The organism is Duganella sp. CY15W (genome assembly GCF_009857555.1).
GTDB classification, from domain to species: domain Bacteria; phylum Pseudomonadota; class Gammaproteobacteria; order Burkholderiales; family Burkholderiaceae_D; genus Rugamonas; species Rugamonas sacchari.
Genome location: NZ_WWCQ01000003.1, coordinates 643,724 through 668,728, shown reverse-complemented (window position 1 = coordinate 668,728; position 25,005 = coordinate 643,724). Strand labels below are relative to the sequence as shown.

21 protein-coding genes are annotated in these 25,005 nt (G+C 61.9%); 11 read left to right on the top strand and 10 right to left on the bottom strand.

Translation table 11 applies throughout. From position 1 onward, the window contains the following. Positions 1-5 precede the first annotated feature (5 nt). The gene (locus tag GTP58_RS18050; RefSeq protein ID WP_161078613.1) at positions 6-368 is read left to right on the top strand and encodes an EamA family transporter; all 363 of its coding nucleotides are present in this window, start codon (positions 6-8) and stop codon (positions 366-368) included. Positions 369-377: 9 nt separating this feature from the next. After that, a complete protein-coding gene (gene rffA / locus GTP58_RS18045; RefSeq protein WP_161078612.1) occupies positions 378-1,505 on the top strand; it encodes a dTDP-4-amino-4,6-dideoxygalactose transaminase in 1,128 nt (375 codons plus the stop codon). Between the two features lie 42 nt (positions 1,506-1,547). On the opposite strand, the gene GTP58_RS18040 is transcribed toward rffA, so the two are convergent. Then, a complete protein-coding gene (locus GTP58_RS18040; RefSeq protein ID WP_161078611.1) occupies positions 1,548-3,026 on the bottom strand; it encodes a DEAD/DEAH box helicase in 1,479 nt (492 codons plus the stop codon). A 293-nt stretch (positions 3,027-3,319) separates the two neighbouring features. On the opposite strand from GTP58_RS18040, the gene GTP58_RS18035 reads away from it, so the two are divergent. Next, positions 3,320-6,271, top strand: a complete 2,952-nt coding sequence (locus GTP58_RS18035) for a diguanylate cyclase (RefSeq protein ID WP_229215627.1) — start codon at positions 3,320-3,322, stop codon at positions 6,269-6,271. 8 nt (positions 6,272-6,279) lie between these two features. Beyond that, on the top strand, positions 6,280-6,462 hold the full coding sequence (locus GTP58_RS18030; RefSeq protein WP_161078609.1) for an oxidoreductase-like domain-containing protein: 183 nt from the start codon (positions 6,280-6,282) through the stop codon (positions 6,460-6,462). A 75-nt stretch (positions 6,463-6,537) separates the two neighbouring features. Here GTP58_RS18030 and GTP58_RS18025 read toward each other — a convergent pair whose 3' ends face one another. Further along, positions 6,538-7,764: an NADH:flavin oxidoreductase/NADH oxidase family protein gene (locus tag GTP58_RS18025; RefSeq protein ID WP_161078608.1), complete on the bottom strand. Its 1,227-nt coding sequence runs from the start codon at positions 7,762-7,764 to the stop codon at positions 6,538-6,540. A gap of 78 nt (positions 7,765-7,842) precedes the next feature. Between GTP58_RS18025 and GTP58_RS18020 the strand changes: the two genes are divergently transcribed. Then, entirely contained in the window at positions 7,843-8,253 is a 411-nt protein-coding gene (locus GTP58_RS18020) for a MerR family transcriptional regulator (RefSeq protein ID WP_161078607.1), read from the top strand. Here GTP58_RS18020 and GTP58_RS18015 read toward each other — a convergent pair. The 3 genes from GTP58_RS18015 to GTP58_RS18005 all read right to left on the bottom strand — a co-directional run bounded on the left by GTP58_RS18015 (position 8,242) and on the right by GTP58_RS18005 (position 13,259). After that, positions 8,242-9,129 carry an acetoacetate decarboxylase family protein gene (locus tag GTP58_RS18015; RefSeq protein ID WP_161078606.1) on the bottom strand — a complete coding sequence of 296 codons (888 nt, stop codon included), beginning with the start codon at positions 9,127-9,129 and terminating at the stop codon, positions 8,242-8,244. The genes GTP58_RS18020 and GTP58_RS18015 overlap by 12 nt on opposite strands. Positions 9,130-9,193: 64 nt before the next feature. Then, positions 9,194-10,900, bottom strand: a complete 1,707-nt coding sequence (locus GTP58_RS18010) for a methyl-accepting chemotaxis protein (protein WP_161078605.1) — start codon at positions 10,898-10,900, stop codon at positions 9,194-9,196. A 112-nt stretch (positions 10,901-11,012) separates the two neighbouring features. After that, a complete protein-coding gene (locus GTP58_RS18005; protein WP_229215626.1) occupies positions 11,013-13,259 on the bottom strand; it encodes a TonB-dependent receptor in 2,247 nt (748 codons plus the stop codon). Positions 13,260-13,459: 200 nt separating this feature from the next. On the opposite strand from GTP58_RS18005, the gene GTP58_RS18000 reads away from it, so the two are divergent. Both GTP58_RS18000 and GTP58_RS17995 read left to right on the top strand, forming a co-directional pair. Further along, positions 13,460-14,770 (top strand): NRAMP family divalent metal transporter, encoded by a 1,311-nt coding sequence (locus GTP58_RS18000; RefSeq protein ID WP_161078604.1) that lies wholly within the window; start codon positions 13,460-13,462, stop codon positions 14,768-14,770. A gap of 25 nt (positions 14,771-14,795) precedes the next feature. Continuing rightward, positions 14,796-15,134 (top strand): hypothetical protein, encoded by a 339-nt coding sequence (locus GTP58_RS17995; RefSeq protein WP_161078603.1) that lies wholly within the window; start codon positions 14,796-14,798, stop codon positions 15,132-15,134. Here GTP58_RS17995 and GTP58_RS17990 read toward each other — a convergent pair. Continuing rightward, complete coding sequence (locus GTP58_RS17990; protein ID WP_229215625.1) at positions 15,127-17,205, bottom strand: bifunctional diguanylate cyclase/phosphodiesterase; 2,079 nt, start codon at positions 17,203-17,205, stop codon at positions 15,127-15,129. The genes GTP58_RS17995 and GTP58_RS17990 overlap by 8 nt on opposite strands. A 405-nt stretch (positions 17,206-17,610) precedes the next feature. Beyond that, positions 17,611-18,216 (bottom strand): LysE/ArgO family amino acid transporter, encoded by a 606-nt coding sequence (locus GTP58_RS17985; RefSeq protein WP_161078602.1) that lies wholly within the window; start codon positions 18,214-18,216, stop codon positions 17,611-17,613. Between the two features lie 89 nt (positions 18,217-18,305). Between GTP58_RS17985 and GTP58_RS17980 the strand changes: the two genes are divergently transcribed. Beyond that, the gene (locus tag GTP58_RS17980) at positions 18,306-19,196 is read left to right on the top strand and encodes a LysR family transcriptional regulator ArgP (protein WP_161078601.1); all 891 of its coding nucleotides are present in this window, start codon (positions 18,306-18,308) and stop codon (positions 19,194-19,196) included. Here GTP58_RS17980 and GTP58_RS17975 read toward each other — a convergent pair. Genes GTP58_RS17975 through GTP58_RS17965 form a run of 3 tightly spaced genes read right to left on the bottom strand, consistent with a single transcriptional unit; the run spans position 19,165 to position 21,317 of the window. Continuing rightward, positions 19,165-19,821 carry a lysoplasmalogenase gene (locus GTP58_RS17975; protein ID WP_161078600.1) on the bottom strand — a complete coding sequence of 219 codons (657 nt, stop codon included), beginning with the start codon at positions 19,819-19,821 and terminating at the stop codon, positions 19,165-19,167. The genes GTP58_RS17980 and GTP58_RS17975 overlap by 32 nt on opposite strands. After that, positions 19,821-20,909: a histone methylation protein DOT1-like protein gene (locus GTP58_RS17970; RefSeq protein ID WP_161078599.1), complete on the bottom strand. Its 1,089-nt coding sequence runs from the start codon at positions 20,907-20,909 to the stop codon at positions 19,821-19,823. Before GTP58_RS17970 ends, GTP58_RS17975 begins: the two co-directional genes overlap by 1 nt. Positions 20,910-20,951: 42 nt before the next feature. Next, positions 20,952-21,317 (bottom strand): DUF5710 domain-containing protein, encoded by a 366-nt coding sequence (locus GTP58_RS17965; protein ID WP_072788745.1) that lies wholly within the window; start codon positions 21,315-21,317, stop codon positions 20,952-20,954. Positions 21,318-21,399: 82 nt separating this feature from the next. On the opposite strand from GTP58_RS17965, the gene GTP58_RS17960 reads away from it, so the two are divergent. From GTP58_RS17960 to GTP58_RS17950, 3 genes are all read left to right on the top strand, one after another. Next, positions 21,400-22,038: a hypothetical protein gene (locus tag GTP58_RS17960; protein WP_161078598.1), complete on the top strand. Its 639-nt coding sequence runs from the start codon at positions 21,400-21,402 to the stop codon at positions 22,036-22,038. 130 nt (positions 22,039-22,168) lie between these two features. Continuing rightward, on the top strand, positions 22,169-24,202 hold the full coding sequence (locus GTP58_RS17955) for a sensor histidine kinase (protein ID WP_161078597.1): 2,034 nt from the start codon (positions 22,169-22,171) through the stop codon (positions 24,200-24,202). Beyond that, a complete protein-coding gene (locus GTP58_RS17950; protein ID WP_161078596.1) occupies positions 24,193-24,939 on the top strand; it encodes an ABC transporter substrate-binding protein in 747 nt (248 codons plus the stop codon). The genes GTP58_RS17955 and GTP58_RS17950 overlap by 10 nt, the downstream gene beginning before the upstream one ends. Positions 24,940-25,005 lie beyond the last annotated feature (66 nt).

The following is a 25,005-nucleotide window of genomic DNA, read 5'->3' as shown; positions in this document are numbered from 1 at the left end:
ACCCCATGAATTATCTGTACATCGTCATGACCATCGTGCTGACCGTATTTGGCCAGCTCGCCATCAAAATGCAAGTCTCCAAGGCCGGCGCGCTGCCGGCCGATTCCGGCGACAAGCTGTGGTTCCTCATCAAGCTGCTGCTGAACCCGTGGATCATCGCCGCGTTTGCCGCCGCCTTCCTGGCCTCGGTCTCGTGGATGGGCGCCATGACCAAGTTCCAGCTCAGCCACGCCTACCCGTTCATGGCGCTGAATTTCGTCATCGTGCTGCTGCTCAGCGCATGGATGTTTAACGAACCCCTGTCCGTGACCCGCATTGCCGGGGTCGCGTTAATTTGCATCGGCACCGTCGTTGCCGCCCAAGGCTAAGGAGCTAGCATGAACCCGATTCCGTTCAACAAACCCTTCATGACCGGCCGCGAGCTGTGGTACATCGCCCAGGCCCACACCAATGGCCACCTGTCCGGCGACGGCCAGTTCACCAAGAAGTGCCATGCCTGGCTGGAGCAGCGCACCGGCGCCAAGCGCGCGCTGCTGACCCACTCGTGCACGGCGGCGCTGGAAATGGCGGCGCTGCTGGCCGACCTGCAGCCCGGCGATGAAGTCATCATGCCGTCCTACACCTTCGTCTCGACCGCCAACGCGTTTGTGATGCGCGGTGCGGTGCCGGTGTTTGTCGACATCCGTCCCGACACGCTGAACATCGACGAGACCAAGATCGAGGCCGCGATTACGCCGCGCACCAAGGTCATCGCGCCGGTGCACTACGCCGGCGTGGCCTGCGAGATGGATACCATCATGGACATCGCCCAGCGCCACAATCTGATCGTGATTGAAGACGCGGCCCAGGGCATCATGTCAACCTACAAGGGCAAGCCGCTGGGCACCATCGGCCACATGGGCGCCTACTCCTTCCACGAAACCAAGAACATCATTGCCGGCGAAGGCGGCGCGCTGCTGGTCAGCGATCCGCAACTGGCCGAGCGCGCGGAGATCATCCGCGAAAAAGGCACCAACCGCAGCCAGTTCTTCCGTGGCCAGGTGGACAAATACACCTGGGTCGATATCGGCTCGTCCTACCTGCCGGGCGAAGTGATTGCCGCCTTCCTGTGGGCCCAGATGGAAGAAGCCGACAGCATCACCGCGCGCCGTCTGGCGCTGTGGGACAAGTACCACGAAGCGCTGGCGCCGCTGGAAGCGCAAGGCCGCCTGCGCCGTCCTGTGGTGCCGGAAGGCTGCACCCACAACGCCCATATGTACTACATCCTGCTCGATTCGCTGGAGCAGCGCACCAGGGTGCTGGCCAATATGAAGAGCCAGGGCGTCAACTGCGTGTTCCACTATGTGCCGCTGCACAGCGCGCCCTACGGCGTCAAGAACAGCCGCCACCACGGCGACATGCAGCACACCAACCAGCAGTCCGACAACCTGCTGCGTCTGCCGCTGTGGGTGGGACTGGAAGAGGAACAGGAGCGCGTGATCCGCGCGCTGCGCGAAGCGCTGTAACGTAAAAAAACCGCCGGAAGGCGGTTTTTTTATGGACGGCTTTTACTGCTGCGTCGGCTGCTTGGGCGCACCGCCCAGCAGGAAGGCCAGCTTGGGCTTGGCCTTGGTGATGGCGCTGCCACCGGCTGGCGCGGCAGCCACCGGCACGGCGGCCTTGGCCGGCTCATAAGGCTTGAGGAACCATGGATCAACCTTGTCGCGGCGCGGCGCGGCGCCCATGGTACGCGGCGCGCGGTCGGCCGAGCGGCCTGCCGGGCCACGGGCCAGGTCTTCGCTGCGGCGTGGACGGCGTTCACCGCGCTCGTCGGCAAAGCCGCCCGGCACGAAACCTTCCGGCTCGGCGCGCTTGATGGTTTGCTTGATGAGCTTTTCAATGTCGACCAGCAGGCGCTCGTCCTTGTCCGAATAAATCGAAATTGCATCGCCCGAGGCGCCCGCGCGGCCGGTACGGCCAATACGGTGCACATAGTCTTCGGCGTTGTACGGCAGGTCATAGTTGATCACGCACGGCAGGTCGGAGATGTCGAGGCCGCGGGCCGCAACGTCGGTGGCGACCAGAATGTCGATCTCGTTTTTCTTGAACGCGTCCAGCGCGGCCATGCGTTCCTGCTGGGTCTTGTCGCCGTGGATGGCAACCGCCTTCATGCCTTCGCGTTCCAGCTCGCGCGCCAGGCGCGAGGCGCCGATCTTGGTATTGGAGAAGATGATGACCTGCTTCAGCTCGCGCTGGCGCAGCAGGTGCGCGGTCAGCGCGTGCTTCTGGTTTTCGGCGATCTTGTAGACCACCTGGGTGACTTTGTCGGCGGTCTGGTTGCTGCGCGCCACCTCGATCGTGATCGGGTTGCTCAGGAAGGTGTTGGCCAGCTTCTTGATCTCAGGCGAGAACGTCGCCGAGAACATCAGGTTCTGGCGCTGCTTCGGCAGCAGGTTGATGATGCGCTGCAGATCCGGCAGGAAGCCCATGTCCAGCATGCGGTCGGCTTCGTCCATGACCAGCATCTGCACCTGGCTCAGGCTGATGTTCTTTTGTTCGATATGGTCCAGCAGACGGCCCGGGGTGGCAATGACGATTTCGACGCCGCCCTTGAGGATGGCGGTCTGCGGCTTCATGTCCATGCCGCCGAATACCACGGTCGAGCGCACTGCCGTATGTTTGGCGTAGGCCTTGACGTTCTCGGCTACCTGCACGGCCAGTTCGCGGGTCGGCGCCAGGATCAGCGCGCGCACCGGGTGACGCGCCGGCGAGGTGCTGGTGTTGGCGTGCGCCAGCAGCATCTGGATGATCGGCAGCGAGAAGCTGGCGGTCTTGCCGGTACCGGTCTGGGCGGCGCCCATGACGTCGCGGCCTTGCAGCAATACCGGGATGGCTTGCGCCTGGATCGGCGTGGGATGCTCATAGCCCTGCTCGTCCAGTGCACGCTGGATATCCGGCGACAGGCCGAAGTCGGCAAAACGGACTGGGGCTGGGGCGGCGGCGGCCTGCTCGGGGGCGGAAGGGATGGTGATCTCGGTATCGGACATAATGTGGGCGGATGGTGAAGCGCCGTAAACTATACCCTAATTTCTGGCAACTGCGCTAAAAACCAGCAGCTTTTATCACGAAACCATTGCATCAATGGCATGTATAATAACCTTCCTGATCAGAAACCAGGTTAACTTCCACCCCCATGCAAGCCCCCCTATCGGCCCTGCGCCGCGTCATTTCCCTCTGCTTATTGCTCGCCCAACTGCTGTTACTGAGCCAGGCCCACGCCGCACCGGCCCCCTCCTTGCGCTTTAAAAAGCTGGGGCCGCTGGGCGGGGATGAACCGTCAATGTTATCGCTATTGCAAGACAAAAAGGGCTTTATCTGGGTCGGCACCCATACCAACGGTTTGTATCGTTACAACGGTTATCAGGCGGTTAAATACATCAATAACCCGGGCGACCCGGCCAGCCTGCCGCACGACCGCGTGTCGTCGATTTTCGAGGACAAGCAGGGCCGGATCTGGGCCGCCACGCAAAATGGCCTGGCGCGTTTCAATCCCGAAACGAACAACTTCACCACTTTTGCCGCCGGCGACAAGGCGCCCAAGAACCACCGCATCGTCAAGAACATCATTGCCGACGGCAAGGACGGCCTGTGGATCGGCACCTGGGGCGGTTTGCAGCATTTCGACCCGAATACCGGCAAGTTCGATGCCATTTACGCCCATGACGACAATAATCCGGACAGCCTGGCCAGCAACGACCTGAACGCGCTGGCGCTGGACGCCAAGGGCGGCCTGTGGATCGGCACCTGGCCCGGCGGCATGGACTACCTGGCGCCCGGCACCAAGGTGTTCAAGCATCACCAGGTCGATCCTGCGGCCAAGCCGGATGCGCGCGTCAACATCGTGCGGGCGCTGCAGTTCGACAACCACGGCGCACTGTGGATCGGCACCGAGTCCGGCATCATCCGCTGGGACGGCAAGAACGACTGGGATACGCGCAAGGCAATCACTTCGCCGTACAGCCGCATCACCAACTTCGGCATCGACAACAAGGGCGTGCTGTGGGCCACCACGCTGTCGGCCGGCCTGCTGCGCTGGAACGAGTCCAACGACGAGTTCGACCAGTTCGTGCACGCCGCCGACGATCCCTACAGCCTGCCCGGCGACAATCTGCGCGCGGTGATGCAGGACCGCGGTGGCATGCTGTGGATCGCCTCGTTCACCGACGGCATCTCGCTGGCCAACCTGAGCAGCGAAGGCTTTACGCGCCACGTGCCGTTCCGCATCGACAGCCGCTCGGCGCCCGCCAGCAATGCGCTGCTGAGCCTGGCCCGCGCGCCAGGCGGCAAGATCTGGCTCGGCGGTAACGTCGGCATGAGCTTGTACGATCCCGTCACCAGCACCGTGGTACGCAGCTACCGCGCCGACGACAAGACCCCCGGCAAGCTGTCGCATTCCATCGTCTACAGCATGTACCAGGATGACGACGGCAAAGGCCCGCTGTGGCTGGGCACGTCCAACGGCCTGAACCGTCTCGACTCGCCGGACAGCCCGTTCCAGGCGATCCACTTCGGCAATACCGCCAGCGACTACATCAACGCCATTGCGCCAGGCGCGGGCGGCGTACTGTGGCTGGCCACCGGCAACAGCCTGATCCGCTACGACATCAAGACCGACGCCCGCAAGATTTACTACAGCGATCCGCAAGATCCACATTCGCGCAGCGTCAACGGCACCTCAGCCGTGCTGGAAGACCGCCAGGGCCGCGTGTGGGCCGGCTCGGAATGGAATGGCGGCGGCCTCGACCTGCTGGACCAGGCCAGCGGCAAGTTCCGCCACTTCCGCCATTCGGCCAAGGACACCAGCAGCCTCAGCGACGACAACATCGCCAGCCTGCATGAGGATGCGCAGGGCCGCATCTGGGTCGGCACCAGCAAGGGCCTGGACCTGGTGGTGTTCAAGCCCAACGGCAGCATCAGTTTCAAATCCTATGCGGTGGGGATGCGCGCGGCCAAGATCCTGTCGATCGAGCACGACAACGACGGCAAGATCTGGTGCAGCACCATCGCCGGCCTGTACCGGCTCGATCCCGACAACGGCAAGATCACGCTGTTCACCGCGTCCGACGGCCTGACCGAAGGCTTTACCGTCAACTCGGCCGCGTTTGGCGCCGACGGCACCTTGTACTTTGGCGGCGTGCACGGCATGACTGCCGTGGTGCCGGGCAAGGTGAAGACCAGCTCGGTGCCGCCGCAAGTGGCCATTACCGACATCACCGTGTTCAACCACTCGCTGCAAAACGGCCAGCCGGCCGAGAACGTCAAGGCGGAAGGCCCGGTCACGGCGCCCACCGCGCTGACCCTGTCCTCGCAGGCCTCGGTGTTTGCACTGGAGTTCGCCGCGCTGCACTACACCGAACCATCGGGCAACCGCTATTCCTACCAGTTGCAAGGCTTCGACCGCGACTGGGTGGAAACCGACGCCGCGCACCGCACGGCCAGCTACACCAATCTGAACCCAGGCAAGTATGTGTTCCGCGTCAAGGCCGCCAACCACCTGGGCGTGTGGAACGAAGAGCCGGCCACGCTCGACATCACCATAACGCCGCCGTTCTGGCAGCGCTGGTGGTTCCGCTCCGGCTTTGCAGCGCTGGTGGTCGGCACGCTGGTGCTGGCGTATAAAACCCGCATCAACCGCCTGACACGCCACCAGACCGAGCTGGAACAAACCGTGGCCGCGCGCACCGCCGAACTGGAAGAATCCAACCGCAAGCTGGCCGCGCTGAGCACCACCGACGGCCTGACCGGCGTCAGCAACCGCCGCGGCTTCGACCTGGCGCTGGAAGCCGAATGGCGCCGCGCCGCGCGCACCGGCCAGACGCTGGCGCTGTCGATGCTGGACGTCGATTACTTCAAGAAGTACAACGACCACTACGGCCACCTGGCCGGCGACGCCGTATTGCGCACGGTGGCGGACCTCATCACCACCCACGGCCGCCGTACCAGCGATATCGTGGCGCGCTACGGCGGCGAGGAGTTCGCGCTGCTGGCCGCCGCCACCGATGCGACCGACGCGTTTGGCGTGGCGGAAGAGATCTGCGCCGAGCTGGTACGCCGGCAATTGCCACACGAGCAGTCGCCATTCGGTATCATGACCATCAGTATCGGCGTGGCCGTCATGGTGCCGACCGAAGACACCTCGCCGCAAGACCTGGTGCATGCCGCCGACCAGGCGCTGTACCGTGCAAAAGAAAAAGGCCGCAACATGGCGCTATTGGCCATGCCGCCGATGTGAGTAAAGTAATGAACGATCAGAACGACCCGAAACCTGAACCACCGGTATCGCCCGCCCCGGGCGACTGCTGCCACAGCGGCTGCACCTACTGCGTGGAAGACCTGTACCAGGAAGCGCTGGACAAATACCGCGAAGACCTCAAGGCGTGGCAACAACGCCACCCCGACATCCCCCCAAACGAAAGGGTCTGACCCCGACGGGGTCAGACCCTGGCCGCAGCGGTGTGCGGGTTGAAAGAGTGCAGCATCTCCGCAGCGAGAAGCGGTTTAACGCTGCGCCACCCATCGCCGGTACTGGCGCGCCTGGCAGGCGTTACCCAGCTGCTGCTGGACCAGTGCGCGCCACGGCGCCACATCCGGATGCGGCGCGCGCCCCTTGCTGAGACGGCGCAGCTGGAATTTGACCGTGGCCATATTCGCGACTGACGCCAGCGCCTTGTTCTTCCACGTAATCGGCGGCAAGGCCGGCGCATTGTCTTTGCCCTCACGCCAGTCGCGTGGCAGATACGGATCGATGGCCAGCGCGGTGCCGATGCCGACCATGTCCACACCGCTGGCCACCACCTGCTGCGCCACCGGACGGCGGCGTATGCCGCCCGTCACCATGACCGGCATATCGGCCACGGTGCGGATCTCGCGCGCGAAATCGACAAAGTAAGCTTCGCGCGCCAGCGTGCGGCCATCGCGCGCCTCGCCCTGCATGGCCGGCGCCTCGTAGCTGCCGCCCGAGAGCTCGACCAGATCGACCGCCAGCGCATTCAGCATCAGCACCACCTGGCGCGCATCGTCGGCGCTGAAGCCGCCGCGCTGGAAGTCGGCCGAGTTCAGTTTGACGGCCACCGCAAAGCGCGGCGACACCACCGCGCGCACCGCCTTGACGATCTCCAGCAGCAGCCGCGCGCGGTTCTCCAGCGAGCCGCCCCACTGGTCGTCGCGCTGATTGCTCAGCGGCGACAGGAACTGGCTCAGCAGATAGCCATGCGCCGCATGGATCTCCACGCCCGTGAAGCCGGCCTGCTCGCCTAGCTGCGCGGTGCGCGCAAAACGGCGGATCACATCGGCAATCACCTCCGGCGTCATGGCCTGCGGCAGATTGAAGTGTTTGGACATCGAGCCCAGGTTCAGCGCCACTGCCGATGGCGCCCACGTCGGCTGGCCCAGATTGGCCGGCATCTGGCGGCCCGGATGGTTGATCTGCAGCCAGAACTGCGCGCCCCTGGCGCGGCCGATACGCGCCCATTGCTTGAAGCGTTCCAGGTGCTGGTCATCTTCCAGCACCACGCCGCCCGGGCCGGTCATGGCGCGGCTGTCGACCATCACGTTGCCGGTGATGAGCAGGCCGGCCTCGCCCTCGGCCCAGGCCTGGTACAGGCGCAGCAGTTCGTCCGATGGCGCGTGGTCAGCGTCCGCCATGTTTTCTTCCATGGCAGCTTTGGCGATACGGTTCGGAATGCTGGAACCGTTAGATAATGGCAGTTTTTCGAATAGCTTCATGATGGACCTCGTTTGACAATGAACACACTTTAACGTTAAAGTGAACTTTAAGGTCAACCACTATTTTCGGGGTCGCATATGCTGATCGGAGAACTCGCCAAACACACGGGACTGGCCGCGTCACGCATCCGTTTTTATGAAGCCAGCGGCTTGATCAAGCCGACCGAGCGCAAGGCCAATGGCTACCGCTACTACGGGCCGGACGCCTTGTGGATACTGGAGATTATCGCCAACGCGCAAAATGCCGGTTTCTCGCTGGACGAGATCCGCGCGCTGCTGCCCGTCGGCCCCGGCACCTGGAAGCACGACGAGCTGCTCGATGGCCTGAAACGCAAGGTTGAGGAAATCGAACAATTGCAAAAGCGTCTCGCCAAAAACAAAAAGCAGCTGCTCAACGCGATCCAGACCATTGAAAGCCAGCCGCAGGATATCGAGTGCGCCGACCGCACGCAGCGCGTGCTGGACCGGCTGCGCGCGTCAAAGGGCTAAGGGACGCGGCAGGTTCAGTACCACCTGCGCATCGGCCACCACATCGAAGCGCAAGATGGTGGATGCGCCCAGGCCATCCAGCAGCTGGCTCAGCGGCCCACCGTGGCGCGTCAGCTGCACATCGCGCGGGAACAGGCGCTGCGCGAACGACAGCGTATTGCTCTGCACTGCCGTCTGATGCCAGGCGCCATCCACCAGATGCACCATGGTGGAGGTTGCCAGATGGGATTGTGGCGTCACGCGCTGTTGGGCCGGCAACGGCGCATGCAGCGTCAGGTCTGGCTGCGTGCTGCCGACACTGGCGCGCACCTCGCCATCAAGACTGAGGCGGATGTCCGCCAGCCACTTCGGCAGCTGATAGCCATGCACGCCGCGCACGCGCGCAATGTCGGTATTGACCGGCAGCGCCAGCACGTGGGCAAAGAAGCTGCGCCGCCGCATGGCGTTCAACAGCTCCAGCGCGTGCGGACCGCCACGCGCCGGCTCGCGGATCACTACCGCGACTGACACCTCGTCATACGGATCGTTGTCGCACAGAGCGTAGGAAAAGAAGGTCAGCGCCACCAGGCCATAGCCAGGCACGGCCTGTAGCGGTTCCAGCGGTGTCGGCAAGGCGGCGCGCAGGCGCGCGAGCGGCGCCAGCATCAGCAGCTGGACATTGCTGGAGCGGTAGTAGAAATTCGGCGCCCATACCGGCCCCACGCGCGAGGCCTGCTGCTGCTTGGGAAAGCGGCGGAAGAAATCGATATTGCCAGCCGCCGGATCGCGCGCCACTTCATCCAGATCGGGATGCATGCGGTAGCGGTCGTAGTAGCCCCCCGCCGGCACCTCGACCTTGTGGGAGCCGAACTCCACCTGTGTATAGCGCTTGTCCATCGTCTCCTCCAGTACGTTGATGTCGACTGGAGGATAAGGTTGAAGCCAGGTTGAAGGTCAAGCGTTAAAACGCTTCCCACTCATCGCCGCCCACCACTTCCTTGACGGGCTTTTTGATGGCCGGTTTGGGCGCCGCCACCGCAGGCGCCTTGACGCTGGCCACCACGGCTGCCGGCACCGAGCGCTTGAGCGGTGCGGCCGCACGTGGTGGCGGCGTCTGCGAAGCCAGCAGCTTGAACACGCTGACCACTTCGCTCAGGCGCGCGGCCTGCTCCTGCATCGATTCCGCCGCTGCCGCTGCTTCCTCCACCAGCGCCGCATTCTGCTGCGTCACCTGGTCCATCTGCACGATGGCGGTGTTGACCTGTTCGATGCCGGCGCTCTGCTCCACGCTGGCCGAGGTGATCTCGCTCATGATGTCGGTCACGCGCGTGATGCTGGTGACGATCTCGCTCATGGTCTCGCCGGCCTGGTTGACCAGCGCCGATCCCGCCTCCACCTTTTCCACCGAATCGCTGATCAGCAGCTTGATGTCCTTGGCGGCGGCGGCCGAACGGTGCGCCAGGTTGCGCACCTCGCTGGCTACCACCGCAAAGCCGCGGCCCTGCTCACCTGCGCGCGCCGCTTCCACCGCTGCGTTGAGCGCCAGGATATTGGTCTGGAACGCAATGCCGTCAATCACCGAAATGATGTCGACAATCTTGCGCGCGGATTCATTGATCGAGGCCATGGTGCCCACCACCTGCCCCACCACATCGCCGCCCTTGAGCGCGATGCCCGAAGCCGACTGCGCCAGCTGGTTGGCCTGCCGCGCGTTGTCGGCGTTCTGTTTGACGGTGCTGGTGAGTTCCTCCATCGAAGAGGCGGTCTCTTGCAGCGAGCTGGCCTGCTCCTCAGTGCGCGAGGACAGGTCCTGGTTGCCGCTGGCGATTTCCGATGAGGCCGTTGCAATCGTATCCGTGCCATGGCGCACCTGGCTGACCAGGGTTTGCAGGTTGCCGGTCATGTCCTTGAGCGCCTGCATCAGCTGCCCGGTTTCGCAGGCACTCGTCACATCGATGGAGCGGGTCAGGTCGCCGCCCGCCACATCGCGCGCCAGCGACACCGCCTGCTGCAACGGCGCCGAGACGATGCGCGCGACCCACAGCGCCAGCACCATGCCGATGCCGATATTCGCCACCAGCAAAACGATGGAGGTCGTGCGTGCATTCTGGAAGGTCGAGGTGGCATCCTCACTGGCCTGGTCGCCGCCATCGACATTAATCTTGACCAGCTTGTTCACGTTATCGGTCAGCAGCCCCAGCGACTTGGCCGAGGTACTGGCCGCCAGCTCGCGCGCTTCCAGCTTCTTGCCGTCGCGCGACAGGGCGATCATTTTTTCGTGGTCAATCAGGAAGGCCGCCAGGTTGCTGTCGAATTCCGTGGCAGTGGCTTTTTCTTCCGGGCTGGAGATGAGTTTTTCGTATTCCTGCCGGTGCTTTTTGATGGTGGCGATCGATTCCTCGAGCCGCTTCTCATACATGCTCACCTGTTCAGGTTTGTCGTTGAGCATGTGCGACAGTTCCCAGCGCCGCAGCTCACCCAGGTCGATGCGCAGCTGCATCACCGCGCGCACGCTGGGCATCCAGTTTTCCGCCAGGTCGTTGGAGGCCTGGTTGACGTGGTTCATCGAGAAGATGTTGCTGAGGCCGAGCACCAGCGTCAACAACAGCACGGCACCAAACGACACGATCAGTTTTGTGGCTATTTTCAGATCGTAAAACCATTTCATGGCTGTCTCCTCATAGCTGCTGGCGGGTCATCCAGTATGCAACTATGTTCAGCGCCATGCCAGCGTAACGCTGTTGCTGTGTATCCTAAGCAACAGCGTTACGCTTTGATACTTACAGCTTGCCGCTCAGGGTGATAAATACCTGGCGTGGCGCGCCGGTCAGCAGGGTCTGTGCAGTACCGTTCGGGTCGGTAGCCTGGAAGCCGTTCGAACCGATGGTGCTCACATACTGCTTGTCAAACAGGTTGGTGACGTTGACTTGCAGCGTCAGATCCTTGACGAAGTCCAGCGATTTCATCTTGTAGCCGGCCGACAGGTTGGCCAGCCAGAACGATGGCACGCCAGCGTCGTTCATGTAGGTGTAGTAGCGCTTGCCGGTGTACTTGCCGCCTGCACGCGCGAACCACGCGCCGGTTTCATACGACACTTCGGTGTTGAACAGCTGGCGCGGCGCATCGGCCACGGTCTTGCCGCTGACGGCCACCAGGTTGGTGCCGTCCATGTAGTTCGACTTGTACTTGGAATCGTTGAAGGTGTACGAGTTGAACCAGCTGATTTCGCGGTTGAACTTCCACACGGCGATCGCTTCCACACCTTTGGTGTCCACTTTACCCACGTTGACCAGGGTCGATGGGCAGCCGACGATACCGGCGCAGGTGGCTACGCTCAGCTGGCGGTCGTCAAAGCGCGCGTTGTACACGGCCAGCGAGCCTTGCAGGTTGTCGCGCTTGAAGCGGTAGCCGAGGTCGATATTGACCGAGGTTTCCGGCTTCAGGGTGCCGACGCCCGCGTTGTAGGCGGCCTGGGTCTGCGAGAACGGACCGGTCACGCCCGGCTGGAAGGCACGCATGTTTTTCGATGCCGAACCGAACACTTCGTCATCGCTGGACAGCGCGTAGTTAAAGCCGGCTTGCGGCAGGAACTTCTTCTCGGCGTTCAGGGTGCCGGCGGCACGGGTGCCGACCAGGTTGGTGGCCTTGATGTCCACGTCCAGCGATTTGAAGCCGGCGTTGATCTTCAGCTTGCCATCCATGAGCGCCAGCGTGTCTTGCACGTAGTACTGCGAGGTGGTGGTGATGAAGTTCTGCTTCCAGTCGGTGGCGAACGGGTTGCTCAGGTAGTACATGGTGTCGGCCGGACCGGTCACGCCGTAGTAGTTGCGGCTGGCGGTGTGGTTGTTACGCTCGCCCCACAGGCCGGCGCTCAGCGTGTTGTTGCCCATTTCCCAGGTCACGTCGCTGATGATGCCGTCACGGCCAATGCTGTACTCGGTGGTGCGCAGCGAGATCGGGTTGTTGGCATCGGTCTTGACGTACGGCGTGTACCAGTGGCCCTGGCCTTTGTTGTCGTGGTGGTAGACGGTGGTTTTCAGGTTCAGGCTGGAAGTCAGCTGCAGGTCCAGCGTCAGGCCGCCCAGGGTGTCCTTGCGCAGGCCGCCGGCCGAGTAGTAGGCATCGTCCAGGCTGTTGACGCCGCCGGTAAAGATACCTTTGGCGGCGTTCACGGCGCGGTTCCAGTCAGGCTGGTAGTTGTCCCAGTTGTAGCCCAGGCGCTTGATCATTTCCAGCGACATATCCTGGTAGTCGATTTCCTTGCGGTCCGAGTAGTTCAGGAAACCGGTCAGGCTGTTTTCGCCGAAGTTGAACACGAAGCGCGAGTTCCATTGATCCTGGTCCTGGCCGCCCGAACCCTTGGTCTTGTCGGTGCGCTGGCGGGTGCCGCTCAGCGAAGCCTTGAACACGCCGTTGATCAGGCCGGTGTCGACGCGGGCAAAGGTGCGCGAGGTGGAATCGCTGCCGAAGGTCTGCGAGAAGGTCAGGCCCCGCGTATCGGTAGGCGCCAGCGTGAAGAATTGCACAGTGCCGCCCAGGTTGCTGGAGGACGCAGTGCCCAGCGCGCCCGCGCCTTGCGACACCGAGACGTTGCCGATGTTTTCCGACGAAATCGCGCGGCTGATGTGCAGGCCGTTGTTGTTACCGTAGGTCATATCGCCGAGCGGAATGCCGTCCAGCGTGAAGCCCAGCTGGTTCTGGTTGAAGCCGCGGATGCTGAAGCGGGTCGACCATTCGTAGGCGCCAAACGGATCGGACGACTGGAAGTTCACGCCTGGCAGTTTTTCCAGGACTTTCAGCGGGCTGGTGCCTGGCAGCGCTTCGGCCAGGTCGGCTTTGTTGATGTTCTGCACCTGGCGCGACTGGCCGCGGCCGGTGATTTCCACCGTTTGCACCGGACCGGCCATGGCGGCGACAGCTGCGCTGTCGTCGGCAGCAGCGTCAACAGGATCAGCCGCGTAAGCGTGGCAAGCCAGTGCTTGCAGGACCAGCAGGCACATAGGTTTCAGAGGGAAGCGCTGTGACATGGTTGTTGTTCTTTCTTGCTAGGTTGGTGATAAATTAACTGGCAAGATTGTAGGAAGCCCATATGACGCGGGGATGACCACTGTGTGACATATTGATGACATGGCAACACTTATTCACGTAGTCTCAGTGTCGGCCTGAGTACGTCTGCGCACGGAAGTGTGGCGCTGGCCGCCCTAGCATGGGCCAGACAGGAGACACCATGGACACAGAAACCGTTACACCGCCAGCGCCCCCGGTCGCCGGGCAGGCCCGCGCCAGCACCAATACCAGTTGGCTCAGCAAACTCGGCCCCGGCCTCATCACCGGCGCCGCCGATGACGACCCCAGCGGTATCGCCACCTATTCGCAATCTGGCGCGCAATTCGGCTACGGCATGCTGTGGACGCTGCTGCTGACCTATCCGCTCATGGTGGGCATCCAGGCGATCAGCGCGCGCATCGGCCGCGTCAGCGGACACGGCCTGGCGACCAATATCCGCCGCCACTTCCCGGCCTGGCTGCTGTACAGCATCGTCGCGCTGCTACTGGCCGCCAACACCATCAACATCGCGGCCGATATCGCGGCCATGGGCCAGGCCGCCAGCCTGGTGGTGGGCGGCGGCGCGCACTGGTATGCGGCGGCGGCCGGCGTGCTGTCGGCCGTGCTGCAAGTGATGCTGCCCTACCAGCGCTACGTGCGCGTGCTCAAATGGCTGACGCTGGCGCTGCTGGCGTATGTGGCCACGGCGCTCACGCTCAAGCTGCCGTGGCTGGAAATTATGCGCTCGGCGGTGCTGCCCTCGATCAGCTGGGACAAGGATTACATCACCACCGTGGTGGCGATTTTTGGCACCACCATCAGCCCGTACCTATTCTTCTGGCAGGCCTCACAGGAAGTGGAAGACTTGCGCGCCGATCCCAACGCGCAGCCGCTCAAGCACGCCACCGACCAGGCCTGCGACCAGCTAAAACGCATCAACATCGACACCATGACCGGCATGGGTTTCTCCAACCTGGTGGCCATGTTCATCATGCTGACCACGGCGGCCACGCTGGGCGCGCATGGCATCACGCATATCGAATCCTCGGCCCAGGCGGCAGAAGCGCTGCGGCCGATTGCGGGCGACTTCGCGTTTGCGCTGTTCAGCATGGGCATCATCGGCACCGGCCTGCTGGCGGTGCCGGTGCTGGCTGGCTCGGCCGCGTATGCCATCGCAGGCGCCATGCGCTGGAAAAACAGCCTGGAGCTGCAACTGTCTGGCGCCAGGAAGTTCTATGCCATCATCATTGGCGCCACGCTGGTCGGCACCGCCATGTGCTTCACCTCGATCGATCCGATCCAGGCGCTGTACTGGAGCGCAGTGGTCAATGGCGTGATTGCGGTGCCGGTGATGGTGGTGGTCATGCTGCTGGCCGTGCGGCCTGCGGTCATGGGCGCGTTCGTGATTTCACGCCGCCTGCGCGTGCTGGGCTGGCTGTGCACGGGCGTGATGGCGCTGGCGGTGCTGGCGATGTTTGCCACACTGGGGTAAGCTGACATTTTCAACAGGAGGGGCGATGCGACGCTTGATTGCACTGCTGCTGGCCGTGCTGGTCACCGTGCCAGCACTGGCCATCGACCGTCCCTTCCCTGCCAACATCCTGCGCGGCAAATTCACGCCGGGCTACTTCCCCGACATCACGCTGGATGGCAAGGCGCGCCAGCTATCGCCCGCCGCGCGCATCTTCAATCAGGACAACAGGATTGAGATGCCTGCAGCCTTGCGTGGCAAGGACCTGGTGGTCAACTACACGGTGGATGGCATGGGCAATATCGACCGCATCTGGATACTGACCCCGGAAGAAGCGGCGCAGAAAGTGCCCACTGCGGCCGAAGCCGCAGCGGCTACTAAATAGCAAAGTTCGAGTAAGGCTGCGGCGCGGCGCTGACGCGGTTGCCGGCAAAGCGCAGCAGCTCATCCGGCGGCACCGGCCGCGAGATGTGATAGCCCTGCAGATAGTGGCAACCCATCTTTTCGAGGATCTCCGCCTGGCCCGCCGTCTCCACGCCTTCCGCCACCAGTTGCAGCCCCAGGCTGTGGCCCATGGCGATGATGGCATGCACCAGGCTGTTGCTGCGTTCGCTATGCTCAATATCCATCACAAACGCGCGGTCGATCTTCAGCGTGTTGAGGTGGAACTGGGTCAGATAGCTCAGCGAGGAATAGCCGGTACCAAAATCATCCAGCGACACGCTCACGCCCAGCGCCCGCAGCTGGGCCAGCACGGCCTGCACATTGGCCGCGTCCTCGATCAGCACGCGCTCGGTGAGTTCCAGTTCCAGCTGGTGTGGCGACAGGCCATTGCGCATCAGCGCCTGCGATACCAGCGTGACAAATTGCGGGTCAGCCAGTTGCCAGGCCGAGACATTGATGCTGATGGTCACCTCGCGCAGCGCACTTTGCTTCCAGCTTCCCATCTGGCGGCACGCTTCCTCCAGCACCCAGGTGCCAAGCTCGATAATCATGCCGCTGTCTTCCGCGACCGGGATAAAGCGGTCTGGCGGCACTGGCCCCAGCAGCGAGCTGTTCCAGCGCAGCAGCGCCTCTACTTTGGTCATCTTGCCTGTATTGGCATTGGTAATGGCCTGATAAACCAGGTAAAACTCGTTGGCGGCGATGGCGCCGCGCAACGCGCCGTCGATCACCAGGCCGTCCTTGGCCACTGCGGTCATGGCATCGTTGAAAATCAGCAGCTCGCCACGGCCGGCTTTTTTTGCCTCGTACATGGCAATGTCGGCATTCCGTATCAGGGTTTCACTATCGCTACCGTGAGTTGGATAGCATGCGATGCCTATGCTGGCCGTGACGCTGATCGCGTGGTAGGACACTTCAAAGCCTTTGCCCATGGCGGCGATAATTTCGGTCGCGCAATCGAGGGCCATTTGTTCGGCGCGGCCCGGCATCAGATCCGGGATGATGACAATAAATTCATCCCCGCCGAAACGGGACAGCACATCGACCGGACGCAGCAGACGATGCAGCCGGTGGGCGGCGGTAAGCAACAATTGGTCGCCAGCAGCGTGGCCAAAGGAATCATTAACGCGCTTGAATTTGTCCAGGTCAATAAACAGCACTGCACATTCGCGGCCCGCGCTGGTGGCTTTCTCCAAAGCAAGCATCAACTCGGAAGACAAAGCGTGGCGGTTGAAATAGCCGGTGACGGGATCGATCCGGGCCGCCTGGTACAGCAAATCGTCCTTCTTTTTGCGTTCACTGATATCCAGCAATTGCACCAGGCAATACAACCGGCCGCGCTCGAAGTATGGCGAACCCAGCAATTCAACCGGCAGCCTGGTGCCATTCCGCAAATTCAATGTTGCGGTATTGGTAACTGGATAGGGCACGCCGTCGGTTTCAAACAGACGGAAATACTGATCCGCCATGTCGCGCGTCAGGTTGGGCAGCAGGTCGCAAACGTGCAAACCGATGAGTTCCTGCGCGCTATTAAATCCCAGCAACTTTGCACAACGTTCATTGGCAACGTGGATGTAGCCGCGCCGGTCCCGTATCAAAAAACCATGACTGAGGCTGTCGATGGTGCGCGCGTAACGCTGCTGAATTTCATCTTGCACGGCATAGATCAGGCCCAGCATGACGACCAGTTTGAGCAGGCTGGTGACCACAAACCACACCACATACAAATCGGGATTCAGGCTGGCCGCGCTCAGCAGATTAAATCCGCCGCGCAATATCAAGGCCAGGCCCAATAAACGATAGCGGTGATGAATATTGAGTAATTGTGCACCGGCCCATAGCATGACCAGGCCTAATGCAGCAGCGCTACCAGGCGCTAGCCAGCCGGTATTTGAACTCCACAGGAAATAAAAAGCACCACTTAGCACCAATATGCCAGGTGCCATCCAGCGCACATGCGGTGCACGTAATTTACCGATAAAGAATAAGGTGCCGCTCCAATAACTGGCCATGGCCAGCGTTAAAAACAGCCCACATAAATATATACGCAAGGGCAGCGATATTATATTCGTTCCGGAAAACCATAACACGCCGCCAGCCATGATGGCCAATTGCCCTATGCCCCAGCATAGCGCATGTTTTTCCTTGCGCTGCATGAGCCAAAGGAAAATCAGTAATGCACTTAATATGGTATCGGCGGAAAATTCCACCACCATCGCTGTGAGATAGCCAGGGTCTGCGCTCATTGGCATGCGGCGCCGCACGGCGCTGTTTCAAGGTGACTAGCGCCATTGTAAGCCGAACTCAGCTGCAAGCGGCATCTTGGCAACACAAGTGTTGCCGATTGGCACAACTGCGTTTTGCAGGGTATTTTATGCTAAAAATTAGCATGTACTTGCCAGTTTTGAGCTTGAAGCCTAGAGAAACAGCGATACGGCAAGCACCCACATCACCAGCGCGATAATGCCGTCCAAAACCCGCCAAGCACCGGGCCGGGAAAATATCGGCGTCAAATATCGGGCGCCAAGTCCCAGACTGCTAAACCATATGGTCGATGCCAACATTGCGCCCAGAGCAAAATATAGCCGTCCATTGCCTGCCTGCTGCCCGCCTATCGAACCTAATAAGACCACGGTATCCAGATAAACATGGGGATTTAACAGGCTGAATGCCAGCATGGCGGCAATGACCGTACGGCGATCTGGCGCTGTATTATTGTCCGCTGCCGACATCGCAGAAGGATTTAAAGCAGAACGTGCGGCACGCAAGCCATACCAGAATAAAAACGCGGCGCCGGCTATTTTTATCCAGAATAATAACGATGGCGCCTCGGTTATCAGCTGCCCCATACCGGCAACACCTGCTGCAATTAACACCACATCGCAGACAATACAAATGGCGATGCAAGTAAATACAAACTCACGCTTCAACGCCTGCCTGAGTAAATAAGCGTTTTGTGAACCAATGGCAACGATCAAACTCCCGCCCAAACCGATGCCTTTTAAAAAAGCAGTCACTTCCATGGCCTTCCCCGGCTGTAAAAAGACGCCAGATTACGGCTCCTCAGAAGATAAGTATAATTAATATTATTTGCCAAACATTAGGTGAGCTAATGAGCCGGATAGACTATCGCGGACTGGCGGCGCTGGATGCCGTGATCGATTATGGTAGCTTTGACAAGGCCGCTGCCGCGCTGTCGATCACCCAATCGGCGGTCTCCCAGCGCATCCGCATGCTGGAAAACAGCGCTGGCGAATTGCTGATTGTGCGCAGCCAGCCCCCCTCGCCGACCGAAGCCGGACAACGTTTGATCGCCCATTACCGCCAGGTCCGTCTGCTGGAATCGGCACTGGCCAAGCGTCCCGGCGACGCCGAATCCCGGCCGGAAATTGCCATTGCGGTCAACGCCGACAGTGCCGCGACCTGGCTGCAGGAAGCCGTCAGCCCGCTCATGGCCAATGGCGACTGCATGCTGCAAATCCGTCTGGACGATCAGGACCACACTTTGACTATGCTGCGCGAAGGCCGCGTCTTCGGCTGCGTGACCAGTGAAACCGCCCAGGTCGCCGGCACCACCGTCACCGCGCTCGGCGTGATGCGTTATTTTTGCGTCGCCACCCCGGCATTCGCCGCCCGCTGGTTCCCGCATGGCATGACGGCGGAAGCAGTCCAGCATGCGCCGGTCATGAATTTCGACCGCAAGGACATGCTGCAAACCCGCTTTATTGCCCAGCACACGGGCTACACGGGCCGCTACCCGCACCATACCTTGTCCAGTTCAGACGGTTTTGTGCGCTTTGTGGAGGCAGGATTCGGCTATGGCATGTTGCCTATCCAGCAATGCGGGCGGCAGCTCAAGGAAGGTACGCTGATTGACCTGGCGCCCGGCAAGTGGCTGGACGTGCCGCTGGTCTGGCATATGTGGGATATCCAGACCCCGTTCACGCGGGCCTTGTCGGATAGCCTGATCGCTACCGCGCGTAAGTGGCTGATGCAGATTTGACCGACAGCGCGATCAGGTACAGGGCTACATAATAGGTGCCCAGTACCAGCAAGGCGGAGGCCGGCAACGGCGCATAAAACTTGTTGTACGCCAGCGTGGTATCGGAAATCAGGAAAGCCACACCGCCGCAGGCCGCCAGCCGGCCGTTGGCGGTGCCCAGGCTGAGCCCGCGCGACACGGCCTGCGCCGTCATCGCCACCAGACACACCATGTAAGCCACGACAGGAATCTGTAAGCCCTTGCCCACACCCGGCCACAGCACCAGCAGATTTGCCAGACTCAAGCCCAAAAGCAGTATCAGCGGCAAACGCTTGCCGAACAGGGGCGCATCGCGCGTGAACGCGCGCAAAAAGAACAGATGCGCAACCAGAAAACTGGCCAGTCCCAGCTCAAAGCCCAGCTTCATCGGCAACATCAGGAAGACATCGCCGCATAGCGACAGTAGCAGCGCCACCAGGATCGCCTTGCGGTACAGCGGATCCGCAGTTGCAGTCGCACGCCACACCATGGCCCACACCAGCAAGGTTGTGAGCGGCTTGAAAATATAGTGTAACCACAGCGCATCTCCGCCCAACGTGGAGCCAAGTATCGCCAACAGCGCGGATATCAGAATTGCCAGCGGCATTACATTCTCCCAGTCATGGCGGCCAGCTCTTCGCGCACGCGGGCTTCCCAGGCGTCGATGTCCGGCTGGTGCAAATAGCGTGCTTCGGAAGCCGGCTGCGCCATTTGCGGCCCCACGCGCTGATAAATCATGACGCTAGTCCAGGACAAGGTGCCCGGAGCATACGTTTGCAGCAACCGGAATGCCGGATGCTTGATCGGATAGGTGGTGGTGCTGACCAGCGCGCCTTCGGGCAACTCGCGCGCCAGTTTGTCGCTGATGGCGTCCATGAGCGGGCCAAAGCAGGTGCTGTACAAGAACACCAGGCTGGCGCCACGCACATCTACCTTGAACATATCGTTTTCGATAAACGCAATGCGCGCGCCCAGCTCCAGCAGATGATGGCCCGTGGTCATGACGCCCGATGGCAGTTTCAGCGGGGTATCCAGCGTCAGGCGTTCGGGCAAGGCGTCCACACCCTGGCGCGCCAGCGTCAGCAACCGGACCAGGCGCTCCTGCGCCAAACGGTGGCGATAATTCAGCAACTCCACGCCAACGCAGCGGATAAACGGCAACGTCAGCGCAGCAGTCATCACCACCTTGCCCAGGCCGCTGCCAAGATCGACCATCACACCGCCCGGCGGCAGAAACGGTTTGACGGCATCAAAATAGTTTTCCAGCTCAAAACGCTGCATTTCGCCGTAGATGAGCCCTCCCTCCTGGATCAGCCAGTCATGGATTTCGTCATCGCCGATGTCTTCCAGCCTGCGGAAGCCGGGCAGTGGCGCCAGCTTGGGCAACATGCCCATCGGCAGAATGCTGGCCGGCAGCGAGCCGATCATGACACTCAGATGCGGCCGCAGGCGTTGCAGCAGGTAGTCGTGACGCGCCGGCTTTTCCAGGCAGGCACGCAGCGCATAACCAATCTCAAGGAAGGGCAGGAAGGGAGAGTCTGGCGTCAAGTCCAGCGTGGGGCGGGCGTGCGTTTCGCCGCCCTGGATGCTCTGGAACAGCGCCTCAAAAATATCGGCCGGCTGGCGAAAGCGCTGCACCGCAATCGTGGGGCGATTCTCAGTGCGGAAAATGGGCTGCAGGGTCGTGCTGTTCATCAGGCGAGGATTGCATTTCCCGCCTGTTTTGTAAATAGAACACTACGCTGCCCGCAACACCTTTAGCATCTTCGCAACATCGTCATACGCCGCCTGCCAGCCGGAACTGGCCAGCTTGGGCGCGCAGACCGGGCACACCTCGAACGGATCGCAGTCGTGCTGGAGGTCGGTATAGTGGCGGCCGATGACCGGCTTGCCAGCATACGAGTCGGTCATTACCGGGCGCGACTTCAGCGATGGCGCGGCAATCGCCGGCACAAAGTCGGCGCCGCCGGGCGGCAGCCAGCGCGCAAATGCCGCCGCATCTTTCCCTTCCGGCACATACCAGGATTTGCGCTCATTGTTCCAGCGCGCGCCCAGCGCCTTGGCCTCTTCTTTTTCCGCGAACGGTACTTTTAAATACATCATCGTCAAATACTCCGATACAGCAACACCAGCATTTTACTGTCTGCCGCTTTATCGCAGTGCATCGGCGTGCGAGAATGGCGGCATGCCTACGATAGAACCTCTTACTCTTACGCTGGACGAACTGGCCCAGCGCTGGAACATGACGCCACAACAGGTGCTGGAAACCCCGCACACGCTGCCCATGTATTTTTACTTTGACGGCCTGGTGTTCGACTTCAACGACAAATGGCATCGCGCGAATGGCGATGCGGCCGTTCAGCAGACGCTGGAAGCCCACAAGACACGCTACTCCACGCTGGAAATCGACCTGCAGCGCCAGACCATGCACAAGCGCGGCCTGCTGAAGCTGACGCAGTGGGAAGAAGCGCTGAGCGACGATGAAATCCACGCCCAGCAGGCCGAGTCCGACCGCCTCACCGAAGAAATCGCCCAGCTGTCCGAACAGCTGAAACAGCGCGCCGAAGAACGCCAGCGCCGCGTCCGCAACGGCCTGCTGCGCGCGGCACCGCGCACCTTGCATGACATCGCCGAGCGCGGCCAGACCCGCTTCCCGCAATTCGCCTACATGCCGCATACGCCCAACAAGGCGGACAGCAGCATTGCCGATGGCGCCGTGGTCGCGCTGGAAGACGGCTTTCCGCTCAAGGAAGCGCTCACCCTGACCGACCTGGTGGCCGCCATGCAGGACGTGCGCGCCATCGAAGACAGCGCTGCATTTTAGTAGATGGTTAATGTTGCCGATTTGATTGCGGCGTAAACCTCACGGAAATGAAACAACTGTCGTATTGACGGCAATGTCAGCTGCTCAAATGCAAGGACGTATGGGATACTGGGCTTGTGGAGGCAGTCTCATGACAGAATCAGAAGAGCAAACCCAGGTCGCCGCGCGCGCTGCCGCCGATGCAGAGGCGCAGTTGCAAATACTGCGCGAATGTCTGATGGCGCACGAGCTCACGCATTTCCGCACCACGCTGCTGGAGCTCAGCAGCCTCAAGCTGAACGCCTCGCAGGCGCTGGAGCTGCAAGCCTTCGAATTGCTGGCCAAGGCGGCTGACCTGCACCACTCCGCCGACGCCATCCTCATCGCTGCCAAAGAACTGCAACTGCAGGCGCAGACGGCGCAATATCCACTGGCCCAGGCCGCCGCGCTGCGCGCTCTGCATTGGGTGCAGATGCGCCTGCGCCTGCATCATGCGGCGCTGGACAGCCTGGCCAAGGCCGCCGAACTCTACGAACGCTGCGCGCTGCCGGCACTGGCGGTGCAAACGCGCGCGGCGCGCTGCCGCGTCATGCTCAGCGCTGAAATGCACGAGGAGCTGCATGCGTTCTGCGACGACATGCTGTCGCGGCCGGAAACGCTGACGCCGGCTATCCACACCATGCTGCTCGATTACTCGGCCTCGTCGTCCTACTATCTGGCGCTGGAAAATATCGATCGGCCCGAAGCGGAGCCGCACTGGCAGGCCTGCTCCGCGCGCCGCGAGCAGGTCCTCAAGATGTCGCGCGAACACAAGCTGCGCTCGCAGGAATGCCTGGCGCTGCTCAATCTTTCCATCGTCTGCGCCACGCGCGAAATGCCGGACGCCTGCCGCCACTATCTGCGCCAGCTGCACGCGCAATTCGGCTACGACGGCTACTGGGAACCCTGGCTGCATCTGTGCGAGCTGCTGAACCAATGCGTGGAGGGCGCACCGGCTGTCGCTTGGCAGGCCTTGCTGGACTATGACGGCTGGATCAAAAGCGATCCGCTCAACACCTCGCGCCTGCGTGAAATCAGCCTGATGGCGATACGCCGCTACGGCCGCCGCTGGGGCCATCTGGAGCAGGCACTGGAAGCCTGCATGACGCAGGTGACCAATGAGCGCGAGCACAAACGCGAGCTGACCAATTCGCTCGGCGCGACACTGAGCGCCGTGATGGAGCGCCCGCAGCTGCTGTACCAGAACGCGCTGCTGGCGCAGCACGGCACGGTGCTGGAAAACTCGCTCATGCAGCGCAATCAGGAACTGAGCCGTGAAGTGGAAGTCCGCCAGGCGGCAGAAGCCGCGCTGCAAAAAGCCCACGATGAGCTGGAGCAGAAAGTGCGCGAGCGCAGCGCCGAACTGGCGCGAGCGCTGCAATCGCTGATGCAGCAGGAAAAGCAGCTGGGCTTATCGCGCCTGGTGGTCGGCATGGCGCATGAACTCAACACGCCACTTGGCAATGCACGCGTGGCCGCCAGCGCGATCACTGAACGCGCCGCTGAACTGCATCAAAGCCTGAAGGATGGCGCGCTGCGCCGCAGCCAGCTGGACGGACTGCTGGACAGCGTCACCCAGGGCGGCACGCTGGTCGAACGCGCCATGTCGCAAATCGGCGAGCTGGTTGAGCGCTTCAAAGGCCTGTCCGTGAATGCCGCGCAGGAAAGCGGTGGCCGCTTTGACCTCAGCGAACGCCTGCACTTCTTCCGCACGCACTGGGAACACACGATGCGCGCGCGCGCCGTCACCATGACCGTGACGGCGCCTGACGCGCTGTGGATGTATGGCTATCCGGGCACCTGCCAGATCGTGTTCCAGCACCTGCTGGACAACTGCCTGCTGCACGCATTTGCCGGCCGCAGCCAGGGCCTCATCAGCGTCGCCGCCGAGCTGGTGGAAGACGCGGTGCTGATACGCTGGCAGGATGACGGCTGCGGCATCGCCGAGGAACACGTCGCCAGCGTGTTCGATCCGTTCTACACCACCCAGCTTGGCCAGACGGGCATGGGCCTCGGGCTGGCCAGCGTGCATGGCATGGTGATCAATCTGATGAAAGGCCAGGTGTCGCTGGAGAGCACGCCGGGCCAGGGTACGTGCATCCTGTTGCGCCTGCCCTTACATGGAGACGAGACAGGATGCACGTAACAAGACGGCGCGTGTTGGCGCTAGGCTGTGCGCTACTGCCGCTGGCGGCCATCGCAGCCGATCCGGCGCCGCCGCTCAAACTGGTGGTGGGCGAAATGGCGCCATATGCGATGTCAGCCGGCGGGCCGGGGCCGGGTGCGCTGGTGGAGCTCACGCAAGAGCTGGGCAAACACATGGGCATACCCATGGACGTGGAGTTCTATCCCTGGTCGCGCGCACTGGCCACCGCGTCACTCAAGCCACGCACCCTGATCCTGCCCGTAACCCGCAACGATGAACGCGAGACGCGCTATCGCTGGCTGGTGAAGCTGGTCAGGCAGCGCTTTGTGTTTGTGGGCCTGCACGGCAGCCATGACCTCGCCGATACCGCCGCACTCAAGCGCGCGCGTCTGACGGTGCTGCGCGGCACACCCTACAAGCGTTTGCTGCTGGAGGCTGGCTTCACCGATGTTTCGGAATGCACCACCGTCCGCGAATGCCTGCGCATGGTCAAGAAAGGCATTGCCGACGCCAGCTACGGCGCCGAAGATACCCAGCGCAGCGCCACCCATCTCGATGGCAACAAAGAAAACGAATTCGACTTCAGTCCCGTGTTCCAGCAAAACGAAGTGTGGCTGGCCGGCTCACTCGACTTCACCGAAGAAGAAGGCCGCAAATGGCGCGCCGCCATGGAAGTCTTGCGCGCCGACGGCAGCGCTGCGCGCATCTTGCGCAAGTACGGCATCAGCGCCAATTGAGGTGGCTTGTTCCGCGCAGTCATCAATAGTAATATCGGCAGCATCTTTCCGGCCAGCCGACGCCAG